General features: G+C 61.4%; 11 protein-coding genes. 8 read left to right on the top strand and 3 right to left on the bottom strand.

Annotation, left to right across the window (positions count from 1 at the left end):
- Positions 1–3 precede the first annotated feature (3 nt).
- The 6 genes from FJU31_RS04020 to FJU31_RS04000 all read left to right on the top strand — a co-directional run bounded on the left by FJU31_RS04020 (position 4) and on the right by FJU31_RS04000 (position 7,908).
- On the top strand, positions 4–3,606 hold the full coding sequence (locus FJU31_RS04020) for a hypothetical protein (protein ID WP_150453585.1): 3,603 nt from the start codon (positions 4–6) through the stop codon (positions 3,604–3,606).
- Between the two features lies 1 nt (position 3,607).
- Positions 3,608–4,603 (top strand): hypothetical protein, encoded by a 996-nt coding sequence (locus tag FJU31_RS04015; protein WP_150453584.1) that lies wholly within the window; start codon positions 3,608–3,610, stop codon positions 4,601–4,603.
- 149 nt (positions 4,604–4,752) lie between these two features.
- Positions 4,753–4,929 carry a hypothetical protein gene (locus tag FJU31_RS19250; RefSeq protein ID WP_188115445.1) on the top strand — a complete coding sequence of 59 codons (177 nt, stop codon included), beginning with the start codon at positions 4,753–4,755 and terminating at the stop codon, positions 4,927–4,929.
- Positions 4,930–5,721: 792 nt separating this feature from the next.
- Positions 5,722–6,747, top strand: coding sequence for a hypothetical protein (locus FJU31_RS19415; protein ID WP_246161203.1), 1,026 nt, complete (start codon positions 5,722–5,724; stop codon positions 6,745–6,747).
- Positions 6,737–6,970, top strand: a complete 234-nt coding sequence (locus FJU31_RS04005; protein ID WP_150453583.1) for a hypothetical protein — start codon at positions 6,737–6,739, stop codon at positions 6,968–6,970. The genes FJU31_RS19415 and FJU31_RS04005 overlap by 11 nt, the downstream gene beginning before the upstream one ends.
- A 146-nt stretch (positions 6,971–7,116) precedes the next feature.
- A complete protein-coding gene (locus tag FJU31_RS04000) occupies positions 7,117–7,908 on the top strand; it encodes a DNA adenine methylase (protein ID WP_150453582.1) in 792 nt (263 codons plus the stop codon).
- A 3-nt stretch (positions 7,909–7,911) separates the two neighbouring features.
- Here the strand turns inward: FJU31_RS04000 and FJU31_RS03995 are convergent, their stop codons facing one another.
- The 3 genes from FJU31_RS03995 to FJU31_RS03980 all read right to left on the bottom strand — a co-directional run bounded on the left by FJU31_RS03995 (position 7,912) and on the right by FJU31_RS03980 (position 10,513).
- Complete coding sequence (locus FJU31_RS03995) at positions 7,912–8,577, bottom strand: SOS response-associated peptidase (RefSeq protein WP_150453581.1); 666 nt, start codon at positions 8,575–8,577, stop codon at positions 7,912–7,914.
- 106 nt (positions 8,578–8,683) lie between these two features.
- Positions 8,684–8,947, bottom strand: coding sequence for a hypothetical protein (locus tag FJU31_RS03990; RefSeq protein ID WP_150453580.1), 264 nt, complete (start codon positions 8,945–8,947; stop codon positions 8,684–8,686).
- Between the two features lie 933 nt (positions 8,948–9,880).
- Positions 9,881–10,513 carry a hypothetical protein gene (locus FJU31_RS03980; RefSeq protein WP_150453579.1) on the bottom strand — a complete coding sequence of 211 codons (633 nt, stop codon included), beginning with the start codon at positions 10,511–10,513 and terminating at the stop codon, positions 9,881–9,883.
- A gap of 297 nt (positions 10,514–10,810) precedes the next feature.
- Between FJU31_RS03980 and FJU31_RS03975 the strand changes: the two genes are divergently transcribed.
- Both FJU31_RS03975 and FJU31_RS03970 read left to right on the top strand, forming a co-directional pair.
- Entirely contained in the window at positions 10,811–11,854 is a 1,044-nt protein-coding gene (locus FJU31_RS03975; RefSeq protein ID WP_484378220.1) for a ParA family protein, read from the top strand.
- A complete protein-coding gene (locus FJU31_RS03970; RefSeq protein WP_150453577.1) occupies positions 11,851–12,690 on the top strand; it encodes a HEPN domain-containing protein in 840 nt (279 codons plus the stop codon). Before FJU31_RS03975 ends, FJU31_RS03970 begins: the two co-directional genes overlap by 4 nt.
- Positions 12,691–12,709: the final 19 nt, after the last annotated feature.

Genomic DNA, 12,709 nt, shown 5'->3' with positions numbered 1-12,709 from the left:
CCAATGACGATCCTTGCAACCGATATCAAGATGCGCCAGTCGCAGCGCCTCACCGACAACCCAGATGGCGGCGGCCGCATGGTCCAGACCGAGATCATCGACGGGGCCATGAACAACCTGTTCCCGGACATCGGCGATGAAGAGCGGACCACCGGCCGTTCTACGCTGCGCAAGATGTTCGTGCACGTGGACACTGCGGGCCCGGACGTGCTGAAGGATGCCATCGCGGTGCTGATCGATCCGCCGTCCGACCCGCGCGTGACCGTGACCATGTTCGCCACCGGCTCCTACAGCGACGTGCGTCTGGACGCCAAAAACCGCGTGGAGAGTTACATCACCCGCGGCACCGAATCGCGGTTCATCCTGCTGGGCGACCACTTCATCGGCCAGATGACGATCCAGGTCTACACCACGAAGGATGCGCCGAGCCCTGACATCAACGACAACCTGAGCCTGCTGACGGCGGCTGCCTCGGGCCGCGACCCGGGCGAGCAGTACGTGCGGGTGAAGAACGTGCTGTCCCGGACGACGCGCACGTTCACGGATGACCAGGGCGCCTTCGAGCGCGACGTGCTGGTGATCGAGTTGGTCAACGCGCTTCTGCTCAACTTCTACGGCCAGGAAGTCATCCGCTACTCGGCCACGAAGCCCGGCACCCGTGTCTATGAGACCAACGTGGTCGACGCCACCAGCTACCACAGCGTGAAGCGGCTGACCGCGGCCGGGAAGCCCGGTGACCTGTCGGTGCAGATCGATTCGCCCTATGTGCCGATTGTCCCCACCTCTACTGCAGAGACGGCGGTGAGCGACGTGCTGGCCGGCATGGGTACGCTGAGCCACGTTCCTTCGGGGCCGGCCAACACCCTGGCGCTGAACTTCAGCAGCGACTTCGTGGCGGGTGTGGCGGTGACCCGCTTCCTGGGCACGGGCATGGCCGTAGGAAGCGTTAAGTTGCTGGTTGGCAGCATCGAACTGACGGACGATGGCATGGGCGGCCTGGCTTCTTCCGCTGTGACGCCCTGGGCAGGCACCGTCGACTATCAGTCCGGTGCCGTCTCGCTGGTTCACTCCACCGGTGTGGGCAGCACCAGCGTCAGCATCACCGCAACCCCGGCCGGCACGATTCCCATGCAGGGCTTCACCGATGAGATCGCGGTGACACAGAACAACCAGGGCATGGTGTGGCTGACCCAGCTGGAACCGCTGCCGGCGCCGGGTACTGTCGTGGTGGACTATCGTGCGCTCGGCCGCTGGTATCGGCTGACCGACAACGGCCGTGGCCAGCTCGTTGGGAAGCCTGGACAGGGCAGCGGCACCATCAACTACATGACCGGCTCCCTGGTGTTGACGACCGGGGCCCTGCCCGATCTGGACAGCAGCATCATCACTGCCTGGGGCACCTCGATCATTGCCGAAGCCCGTGCTGGCGACACCAACATCAAGCCGCCGTCGTTGCGCTTTCTGCTGGGGCACGAGGGTGCAATTCCCGGCACTGTGCGGCTCACCGTGCGGGTGGGCGGCGCGGATGTGAGCGTGGCCGACAACGGTGTCGGTGGTCTGCTCATCGCGGGCCAGGTTCGCGGGTCAATCGCCTATGCCACAAGTGAGTGCCTGCTGCAGCTGGATACACTGCCTGACGCCAACACCCAGATGGCGGTCAACTACGATTGGGCGGAGTCGCTTCACGCCGCGCCGCAGCCGGTGCCAGACGGCAACGGCCTGGTGTCCTTCGCGCTGCCGCAGGGGCCGGTCAAGCCGGGCTCCGTGATGCTGGACTGGGTCATCACCGTGATGCGGGACGCCTACGATCTGGCCTCCGCGCCGCAGCCCATGCGCGTCATCGCCAAGGACGATGGCAACGGCAACCTGGTGGCGGTCTCGGTGGGCGACACCGCGGCGACCACCGTGCTGGGGGCAATCAACTACAGCAGCGGCGCGGTGACCCTGCAGGCCGGCAAGTTCATGGTGCGCCAGGTGTCCTACCCACAGTACGAGCTGCGCTCGGGTCGGCTGAAGCTTGTGGGCTATGGCCGCACCGACGTGCTTGCACAGTTCTCGGCCGGCACGCTGGTCTCCGCCGGATGGACCCTGGCGGGTGCTGGGGCTGAATCGGCTGAAGAATCCCTGCAGCTTCCCCCGGTGTCCCTGCAGCTGACGCCGACCATCAGCGACAGCATCGTGCCTGGCAGCGTGAGGTTTACCTTCCGTGGCCGCACCTACGTGGATCGCAGCGGCGGTCTGTACCACACCGTCGATCCGCTGACCGGGGCAGGCGTCTACGCTGGCACCATCGACTACACCGCCGGCGTGGTGAGCCTGACCCAGTGGCTGCCTGGCGGCGCCAATGCTGTGCAGATCCAGTCCCTGCTGACGCGCATCGGTGACCCCGGCGTTGCCAACAGCTTCTTCCGCGCGCCGGGCTCGCCGCTGCGGCCGGGCATGTTCACGCTGCGGGCCAACCGGCTGGACGGCGAGCTGCTCACGGCAACGGCCGACATCAACGGGGTGATCTCCGGTGCCCAGATCCGCGGGACCGTGGATTGGGAGAGCGGTGTCGCCAAGGTGCAGTTCGGCCAGTTGGTGCCGGTGGCGGGCAACGAGGGTCAGCCCTGGTTCGATCCTGACCTGGTGGAAGGTGACCGGATCTGGCGGCCGGCTCTGGTCCAGGCGGGCTCCATCTACATGGGGGCGGTGGTGTACCGCTCGGTCCCGCTCTCAGAGGTCGTCATCGGCCTATCGTCCGTACGCTTGCCCAGCGACGGCCGGGCCCCGGCGTTCAAGCCTGGGCAGACGGTGTTGATTCACCACACCGCCAAGCATGTGGTGGCCTCGCCGCAGGCAAACCAGACGGTCTCCTTCGGTCGTGGCCGGGTGGCAGCCATCGAGGTGCGTGATGCCTTCGGCGCACCGGTGGATGCGGCATGGTTCGTGGCTGACCTGGACGTGGGCACGCTGAAGTTCAGCGATCCGCTGAACCTCTCTGCCTACACACTGCCCATCACGATCAGCGAGCGCGTAGAAGACCGGCGGTTGGTGGTGCAGCCGCAGATCACGGGGGAGATCGAGATCAACACCGGCCTGACCCATGACTACCCGGTGGGCGAGGCGATGATCAGCACCGCGCTGCGCTTGGGCGAGGCGAATGGCTCGCTGGACCTGCAGGCGCGGGTGGTGAGCCTGTTCGATCAGGCGACCTGGTCGAACGTCTGGGCGGATCTGCCGTCAGGCAGCGTGGCCCCCGGCACGTACAACGATACTGACTATCCGCTGGTGGTTACCAATGCGGATGCGATCACCGAGCGCTGGGCCGTGCGACTTACGTCTGCAACGCAGTTTGAGCTGATCGGCGAGACGGTCGGTGTGATCGCCTCGGGCAATACCACGTCCGATCTGGCGCCGGTGAACCCGCGAACCAATCAGCCGTACTTCCTGATGCGAAAAGAGGGGTGGGGCGGCGGTTGGTCTACCAACAATGTGGTGCGCTTCAACACCGTGGGTGGATTGGCTCCGGTGTGGATGATTCGCACGACGCTGCCGGGGACACCCGAGGGAGCGACGGATTCGACCCGACTGCAGGTTGTCGGCAATGTGGCTGGGGAGCAATAACGTGGCAACCATATTCAAGAGCACCGATTCGGGTGCGCCGCAGCTTTCTGGTCAAGCTGGCAGCTTGGTGGCGCTGCTGGATGCTGTCCTTGTCGACGGCTATGGCACAGGCGTTGATCGCAGGAGCGGCGCGGGGTGGACGAAAGCCCTTTCCGGTCTAAACAAGCGGGCCTATCGCAACAATGCTGTTTCTGGAACCGGTTTTTACCTTCAGGTGGAAGATCCGGGCCCTTCAGGTACGGGCCAAATCGCCTTCGTGCGTGGCTATTCGGCGATGACGGCTTTCGATACAGGCTTGCAGCCGACACCGACCGCAACATCTCGGGAGAACGGCGTACTCATCGCAAAATCATCCGAGCTGGACGGCGACTCTCGCCGGTGGATCGCAATTGCCGATTCCAGAATCATCTACTTGTTCATCAATCCATGGCCCTCAGCCAATTACTACCACCCTTACTTTTTCGGTGATTACATATCCTACAAAGCAGGTGATAGTAATAATTGGTGCGTTGGCAATGGCGGGCTTACGACGTTTACGTCGAGCATCGACTACGACCAGCATATTTTCACTACAGCCAACACGTATGGAAGCTTCGATGTCAGTCGCCCTGCACTTTATCTTCCGTCAACTGCGGCAAGCTCTACAAGTGCTGCTCCCGGGTTTTTGGTCGGTGGCTATCGTGAGGGATCTTGGAATGCCTGGGGTGGCAACAATAGATACGCATCACCTTATCCCGACCCTGTCGGACAGGGGTTGTTGTTTAACCCCATCCAGATATTTGAGTCTGCGATACAGCCGCGTGGTCAACTGCCAGGCATCATCGCCCCACTTCATGATCGCCCTCTGCCACCTCTGGTCAGTCAAGCCGCCGGGCAAGGATTCGGCGACGCAACTACGCTGTTTGCTGTGAACTTCACAGGTGAGATCTGGCGTGGCGCCAGCGAACGCCAAGAAGGTCAGGTCATCTTTCTTGAAGGAGGTGACTGGTGGCAGTAAATGGTCGCGCGGTCATGCGCGTTAGATGTTCCATTGGCAGCCGATGGGCTGGGCATGGGTATCTTGCAGGTAACGCTCCGGTCCCCAACGATCCAGACTCTCCAGACGGGCGCTTGCGGATTTTGAATCAGCCGTCCATTGGCAGGATCATGATCCTCGACCGACGCACGTTCGACGTGGTCGCGACCACGCGATCGAGGGCGGATGGAACGTGGCGCGTCGACCGGCTCATGCTCGACATGAAGTTCCTAGTGGTGGGCGTCGATGATCGTGGAAACGTCAACGCAGCGGTGCAGGACTGGGTCGCACCAGCGCCGATGGAGTAGACCGTGCCTGCGACAGATGGAAGTTTCGTAGGGCTTAACCTTGGCCCGCTGAACGCGCTCAGCGGTGAGTGGATTGGCCTTAACCTGGGCGTAGACGACGGCGGCGTCGTGCCTCCCGAACCCGTTTTCCGGGGTATTCGCGCATCTACCTCAATGCACTGGGCATTGGCTGCGCAAATCCGACGGTCAGTACGCCTCGGGTGGGGCGAAGCGGGGAGGCTAACTCCAGCCGTCGACATGGCTTGGCGTAAAGCTGAGCCGTGCCGGCAAGCCACGTTACTGGCGTGGGATCTGGCCCCGCGCCACCAGGCTGATTGCCAGATGATCTGGCGCGAGACGATGAAGTCCGCTGCCGTCACGTGCAGCGTTGGCTGGGATGCTTTGGGATTGGCCAAGCAGCAGCTGTCCATGCCATGGCACGAGGCGACCGGCCTGGCGTCAGTTGGTGCTGCTATCGCTTGGCGCTCCCTTGCTCGATCTGCCGCGGCCACTCGCTTCGCCTGGCGCGGCAGCACGCCGATCCTTGCCGTTGCGGTGTCTGCCATGTGGCGGCACCCCGTGCTGGGTTACCGGTCGGCTCGCCTGCCTTGGGGTGCTGGCAGGGGAGTTCCTTGGGGGGGCCGCCCTAAGCCGGGTACCGGCCCAGATCCTGAGCCCGAAACTCCCTTCCCGCGCGGCGACTACGTTGGTCTGAACCTTGGGTGCCCTGTGGTGGGCGCTTTGGGATTTGTTCCCCTGAATCTTGGCGTCGCCGCTTGTTACGTGGTACGCCCCCAACGCAGGACTCATGTTGTGATCAACACAGTTTCTCTTGTGCGCCTCCCTGATCGCACGCCCATTGAAGTGACGCGGATCTCGCTCGCCGCCAGTCGCGGGGCGTGGGGCTGGACGTTCGACATCGAGCTGGCCGATCCGCAGCAGCTCGCACTGCTGAAGCCCACCGCGGCCGGGCCCAGACAGTTCGAGGTCGCCCTTAACGGCTACGTCTGGACGGGCATCATCGAGAGCTTCCAGAAGCAAAGGGAGTTCAGTGGCGGTGGCGTGCGCCTGAGCGGCCGCTCCCGCACCGCGCTGCTTGCCGCGCCCTATGCGCCAGCTCGGGTCAAGGCCACGACAGAAGAGCGCAGCATGGCGCAGCTGGTGGCCGAGGAGCTGGCAGATACGGGCTTCACCAGCGAATACGACACCGTCGACTGGAACGTGCCGGCCGGTGCCTGGTTCTATGACACCAGCACGCCGCTGGATGCCATCAGCGCGCTCGCAGAGGCGAGCGGGGGTGTCGTGCAGTCTGACCCCGCCGCGCTCGCCATGCGCGTGAGGGCGGCCTATCCGGCGAGTCCCTGGGATTGGCGAACCACTCGGCCGGACCACGTGCTGCAGGAGGACATCGTGCTGACGGAAAGCCTGCAGATGCGCAGCGCGCCGCTGTACGACGCTGTCGTGGTGACGGGCGAGCTGGCCGGCAAGGGCGTCACCTGCAAGGTGCGCAGATCGGGAGAAGAGGGGCGGCTCTATGCCCAGCAGGTCAGCAGCCCTTTGATTACCGTTCCGGCTGCCGCCGCGGAGCGGGGCAGGAACATCCTATGTGATCGCGGAGAGCAGGCCGCCGTCGACCTGACGGTGCCTCTGTTCGGTCAGCCGCTCAAGCCTGGTGAGGTCGGGCTGGTGCTGCCGCTGGATCTGGTCCAGGTGGTGGGTGCTGACGGCACTTGGCACGGCCAGTGCGAATCGCTGCGGATCGAGGTCTCGGCCGACGACCAGGCTGTGGTAATCGAACAGACGGCAACCCTGGAGAGGCATTACACCGATGCGGACTGACCTGTGGGACCAATTCGGTGACCTGGTAGGCGGCAGCCCGAGGCTGATCGCCACCGTCACCGCGCACAACTCTGATGGTACGAGCAGCTTGACCACCTACGACGGCGTGCAGATGCGGGCCTTCGGGCAGCTGCCGCTGGCGCTGCCCCACAACGTGTGGGTGCGTGGCGGCCGGCTGGTCGAGGCTGCGCCCAACCTCCCGCTCTACGAACTGACCGTGTAACGAAACAGGGCACTGCCCGGGTGCCGGCAAGCACCCGGGCAGTGCCGCAACACAGGTGATCTCAGCACCTGGCATTGGCCGCGTCCCTGTCGCCCTCGAGAGCGGCTGGGATTGTCGGCCCCACCCATCGCAAAACCTGAGATCCCATGACCAAGCCCATCATTTCCTGGCCGGGCGGCAAGCGCCGCCTGCTGAAGCACCTGTATCCACACTTCCCTGAGCACGACTGCTATGTGGAGGCATTCGCCGGCGGCGCCGCCTCCCTGCTCATGCGCCCGTACCCGGCAGCGACCGAAGTACTCAACGACATCAACGGCGAGCTGGTCGGGCTGTATCGCTGCGTCCGGCATCACCTGGACGAATTTGTGCGGATGTTCCGCTGGTCGCTGGTGTCGCGGCAGATGTTCGAGTGGGCGCAGATGGAGCGCCCCGAGACCCTAACCGACATCCAGCGGGCGGCCCGCTTCTACTACCTGCAGAAGCTGGCATTCGGCGGCAAGGTGCAGGGGCAGACGTTCGGCGTGGTGACGACTGGAGGTCCGCGGCTCAACCTACTGCGGATCGAGGAAGAGCTCAGTGCCGTGCATCTGCGCCTGGCCAACACCATCATCGAGTGCCTGCCGTGGCAGGACTGCGTGCGCCGCTATGATCGGCCCGGCACGCTGTTCTATCTGGACCCGCCGTATTGGGAGACTGAGGGCTACGGCGTCGACTTCCCCTTCGGTGAGTATGAGGCGATGGCAGGGCTGATGCGCAGCGCCGCTGGCCGGTTCGTCGTGTCGATCAACGATCACCCGCAGATCCGTGAGGTGTTTGCCGGGTTCGACCTGGTGCCGCTGCAGCTCGACTACACGATTGGCGGCGGGCAGGGCAGGGGGCGGAAGTTCGGCGAGCTGATCATCAAGAGCTGGGATGATAGGCAGGCGGCCCTGCTGTAAGGCTCAGGCGACAGGTTCCAGCAGCCCCTCGGTGTTGTTGCGAGGGGTGTTGACCGCTCGGCTCACGCGATACGCCTCCATGCCAGGGGCTTGGCTGGTCAGCAGCGGCGCCATGGCGTCGTCGGTGCTGGCTGCCATCCAGTCATCGATCTGGCCGGCCTTCAGCCATACCGGCATGCGGGCGTGGATATCCGCCGACACGCCGCTGCTGTCGCCAGTGATGATGGTGAACGTGCCCAGGTTGCCAGCGGGCAGCAACGGGCTGGTGTCCTCCCACAGGCCGGCCGCAAGCAGTGGGCCGCTGACGTGGATGAACCACGGGTCTTTCTTGCCGTCCTCGGGGCTGGTGGACCATTCGTAGTAGCCGGCCATGGGGATGACACAGCGGCGCTTCTTGAACGCCGTGCGAAAGGCAGGCTTAGTGGCCACCGTCTCGATGCGGGCATTGATGGTCCAGCCCTGCAGGCCCCTGCCCTTGGCCCAAAAGGGGAGCAGGCCCCGAGCCATCCTGGTCACCTGCCGCCCTTCGCCGTGGTCGAGGATGACCGAGGCGCGTTGAGTCGGGGCCAGTTTGAAGCTTGGCTGGATCTCGGCCAAGCCCGGGGCGAGATCAGCCAGGCCGGGCAGGCCGAAGTCGACAACGGGGAGCAGGACGAATCGGCCGCACATGGGTCAGAGATTAGCCTCGGGCCGGGTTCGTAAGGCGTGCAGGGCACTGCAGTACAGGACTCCGTGCCTGCCGGAAGACCGTCCGGCAGGCGAAGCGGATCGAAGGTCACCTGATAATCCGCTTGTGCGGGCCATTTGGTCGGAGCCGAGCAATTAGCTGGCCCGTAATCCAAACCTTGGCAGCAGAAGTGAACATTTCCTGCCAGTCCTGAAACGCTGTGGCTGCGCGAACCATGCGGTCGAGCTGCTCGGGAGGGGACTTAAGATGCAGCCCGTGCTCGTCCAGCATCTCCTGCAGAGAGGAAAAGCGGCTGTGTTGACGCATGAAGTCCGTAGAGATTGCTTCGAGACCAACAGTAGTAGCGACCATGATCGTTCCCTCCGCGCGCCGCAGACCAAGGTGATCCACTTCAAGGCGCGCGCCGATTAGAACTGCCCAAACAACGCAAGTAAAGAGAAAGTTGTAGAAAAATCAATGACATAACACTGTTGTTAGGGTTGTGCATCTTTTCTCTCTGCTTTCTATCTCAGCCCGTGCGACGCCGATCCGTATTCTTCTGGGCGTGCTTCCTTCCCTCGGCTACCAAGGCTTTCGTACCGCTCCTATCCCTGCCGGGTGGGTGCAAACGGGCGAGCGCTGGGCGCTGTGGTGGAACGGCCGGGAGGTGGCCAGCCTCACCCCTGATCATGCAGATGCCCTGCGCATGACGCTCAACGCTCTGAAAATGTGGCAGACCAAGAGCGTGAGAGTGGTCAGCCTGCAGCAAGGGAAGCGCTTCGCAGAGCGCTGGTGCGCGGCCAGGCTCTACCCGGGCTTGCCGCTACGCGAGGCTGTTGCACGCCTGACTGATGGCACGCCCATCGCGTCGGCCGCGCCCCTGCCGCCTATGCCGCCCACCCGCGAGCAACAACAGCAGGCCCAGCGCTTAGACGAGGCGGCGGCGGCTGCGTCAGCCCGAGTGATGGCAGCCCTGCAGCCGGTCCGGCCGCCGGCGGAGACCAAGCCCAGGGCGACGGATCCTAGGAAGGGGCGGCTGAGCGCGAGCGGCCGGCTGTACCCCCGCCTTTGAGGGTTTTGCTTCCAGAAACACTCCGCTCAGTCCCCTTGCGCCACAATGGCTCAGACCATCAGCCTCCTGGACTAAATCCAGTGTAAGTATTTGATTAAGCTATGGATTTAGAAATATTTTTAAATGGCTGCTCAAACGCTCTCAATGCCGTCCCATGATACGTGGGGAACCTTGGACTATGCCGGCCAGTGGGGAATGCCCAGATCGATTTAACGTCGCCGGTTGGAGACTGTCTAAGCCAATGCCGGAAAGAAGGCTCTTTCTATGTGTGCATATATTAAAATGCACGCCGCCGCCAGTCCGAATACGAGTGTTAAAACCAGCGTTGCCAACCACGTAATATAAAACCACGGTTTTGCTTTTTCTTCTGCATCCAAATATCTCCGATTCTCGACGTCAAAGTCCGGACCTAGTGTCTTAATGACTTTGAGCGTACGCATCAAGAAGATGTGGCCATATAGCATTTTGAATACTTCGAAGAGGATGAAAATCAACAACGAAATGAGTGCGCTGACCAAGACAATGCGGCTTGAGGTTGCGGAGATAAGTGAAGACGTCAAATTCCAGGCGGTGAATAGCCCGACGTAGCCGATTGAGAGCACTGCCGTCGTATACGTGGATTGCTTGTCGAACGCAGCTGTAGTCATTTCAACCAAAAAGGCCCGATAGCGTTGATTGAGCGCCGCATCGCTCCTGAGCTTCTGGTCTTGCGCCTCTCTTGCATCGTTTTCCAGAGACTGGATGAGCTCCCGCCCGGTGCTGCGAAGTAGCTCTAAGTTAGGACGATAGCGTTCAGCACCCGGATGAGCCTCTACGAGCTCATCGAACCAGCCCCAGTAATCTTCGACTTCCTGCGCCTTCGTCATTTGGCGTTCCTGATGAGAGATGGAGATTTGGCGCCCTGCTAACCTGCGGCGACTCACGAGCAACGGTAGGGCCGCTGCTACTCTATCGCTCCGCGGTCTTCCTGAACAGACTCTTTCGCCGGCGCTTCATGGCGTTAGGTTGGTTCGATTGCGGGGCTGATATCAATAACAAATATTTGAAATATAAGGAGTTATTGCTCTGTAGCATGGTGGCTGCAGCGTTGCCGCTATCCCTTCGCCTTAAAACATGGTCTGCGATCGGATAGACTCCGGCCACATACAAAAGGGGGCAGCTGCGTGGCAAAGATCATTTGCATGTTTAACCACAAAGGGGGTGTGAGCAAAACCACAACCGTCTTCAATCTCGGTTGGATGCTCGCCCTTAAGGGAAAACGAGTGATCATGGCTGACTTTGATCCGCAGTGCAATTTAACTGGTTTGATTGGCGGCTATCGTGGCCTCGAAGATATGCAGGCGCTTTATGGCGCGCCGCAGCCCAACAACATCAAGGACGCGCTTGCGCCGGCCTTCGAGTCCCAGCCCCGCCGGATTGAGGCGGCGAATTGTTTCTCGGTGCATAACGACGTACCGAATCTTCTGCTCTTGGCCGGACACATTGGTCTTTCTGAATACGAGACGACCCTAGGGCTGGCGCAGGAACTGAGTGGTTCTTTATTGCCGCTGCGCAACCTCCCAGGTGCGGTGCGTTATATGCTCGAAGCCACTGCGCAGGCTCATAGAGCGGACTATGTGCTTGTTGACATGAGTCCCAGTGTGGGGCCGATGAATCAGAATCTAATCGCGACCTGTGATCATTTTATTGTTCCGTTTCATCCTGATTACTTTTCATCTATGGCTCTGGACTCGCTTTCGTCAGTCCTGCCGCGTTGGCGGAAGTGGGCGGAGCTTGCTTACAGTTTGACCGTCCTTAGATCGGCAGACTACCCATTCCCGGCACCTCATCCGACGTTTGTCGGTTCAGTTATTCAGAAGTTCCGTCCAAGAATGGGTGCTCCAGCGCAAGCCTTCCAAAAATGGGTGGAGCGGCTCAAGAAAGAGATGGAGGCTGTCTTCGTTCCGTCTCTAGAGGCTGCTGGAATGGTCAATATTCATGATTTCGAGTCGAGAACGGGCTTGAAACCGTGGGAGCCGATGCTGGAGGTCGGGGATTTCAATAGCCTGATCGCCTACGCACAGGAGCACCGTGTTCCAATTTTTGCGCTTACGGCGGCAATGCTGGATCAACAGGGAGCCGTATGGGCGCAAACGCTGAGCTCCATGACAGTCTTTAAGGATGCGTTTGAAGAGTTTGCTGACCGCGTGATTGCGGTGACCGCATGACTCCGCGCCTGCTGTTTGAGCAGCTCTGGTCCCGAGGGGACGAGCTAGCTTTGCTGTATGACAATCTAGTGAACATCGGAATTCCGCAGCCACGTGCAGACGAACTGCTCCGGGCTGAGTGGGTGACGCGCTTGGCAGCACTCGATCTCTACGTGCACGAGCTTTTGGCTAGCAGAATGGTTAGTCAGTTCGAGAGTGGCGCTTCTAAATACCCTGGATTTAGTAGCTTTCGACTGAGTGCGGAGGCAATGTGGAGAGTCGTAAGGGCTACCTCCCCGAGCGAGCGGTCGGCAGCCTTTGATCTTGACGTGCGGGCGCAGATTTCGCATTTAACATTTCAGATGCCAGATAAGATCGCCGATGCCGTTAGATATACGTCAGACGTTCAACTCTGGAAGGAGGTCGCCCGGCATCAAAACCCAACTGCCAGCCAGGCGGAGTTGAAGGAGCACCAGAAGACGCTAAACACTGAGCTTTCGTCGATGGTGCAAAGGCGAAATAAAATTGCGCACGAAGGGGACCTTGGTCCAAGCGTTCCGCGTGAAAAGTTACCTATTGCCTTGGAGCAGCTTGAACTGGTGCGCGATGTAGTAAGGCGATTGGTTGATTCAATTGAGCACGTCGTCGAGGCCCATGACGTCTTATCTCTCGCACCTTTGTCTCTGGCTGAGATGTCGGTGGTATCGCATCAGACTGTGGAGGGCACCCAGCCTAATTCGGCACAGCAAACGGGTCAGGCGGAGGTCTCCGAACTCGCCGAATCCCGGGCTGTGCCGGTAGTCCCGGACTGGGTGAAGTTCGAAGCAGGTGGCAAGAAAGACGGCTTGTTCTGGTAAGGCATTGAATTCAAACATT

Source organism: Stenotrophomonas cyclobalanopsidis (assembly GCF_008710035.1).
Taxonomy (GTDB): Bacteria; Pseudomonadota; Gammaproteobacteria; order Xanthomonadales; family Xanthomonadaceae; genus Stenotrophomonas; species Stenotrophomonas cyclobalanopsidis.
The sequence above is the reverse complement of the archived record's forward strand: the minus strand, read 5'-3'. Positions and strand labels throughout refer to the sequence as shown.

Excerpts from the sequence above, each read along its gene's own strand:
- FJU31_RS19250 (WP_188115445.1), top strand. The coding sequence starts at position 4,753 with ATGATCCTCGACCGACGCACGTTCGACGTGGTCGCGACCACGCGATCG.
- FJU31_RS04000 (WP_150453582.1), top strand. The coding sequence starts at position 7,117 with ATGACCAAGCCCATCATTTCCTGGCCGGGCGGCAAGCGCCGCCTGCTG.
- FJU31_RS03980 (WP_150453579.1), bottom strand. The coding sequence starts at position 10,513 with ATGACGAAGGCGCAGGAAGTCGAAGATTACTGGGGCTGGTTCGATGAG.
- FJU31_RS03990 (WP_150453580.1), bottom strand. The coding sequence starts at position 8,947 with ATGGTCGCTACTACTGTTGGTCTCGAAGCAATCTCTACGGACTTCATG.
- FJU31_RS03970 (WP_150453577.1), top strand. The coding sequence starts at position 11,851 with ATGACTCCGCGCCTGCTGTTTGAGCAGCTCTGGTCCCGAGGGGACGAG.
- FJU31_RS04005 (WP_150453583.1), top strand. The coding sequence starts at position 6,737 with ATGCGGACTGACCTGTGGGACCAATTCGGTGACCTGGTAGGCGGCAGC.
- FJU31_RS04020 (WP_150453585.1), top strand. The coding sequence starts at position 4 with ATGACGATCCTTGCAACCGATATCAAGATGCGCCAGTCGCAGCGCCTC.
- FJU31_RS03995 (WP_150453581.1), bottom strand. The coding sequence starts at position 8,577 with ATGTGCGGCCGATTCGTCCTGCTCCCCGTTGTCGACTTCGGCCTGCCC.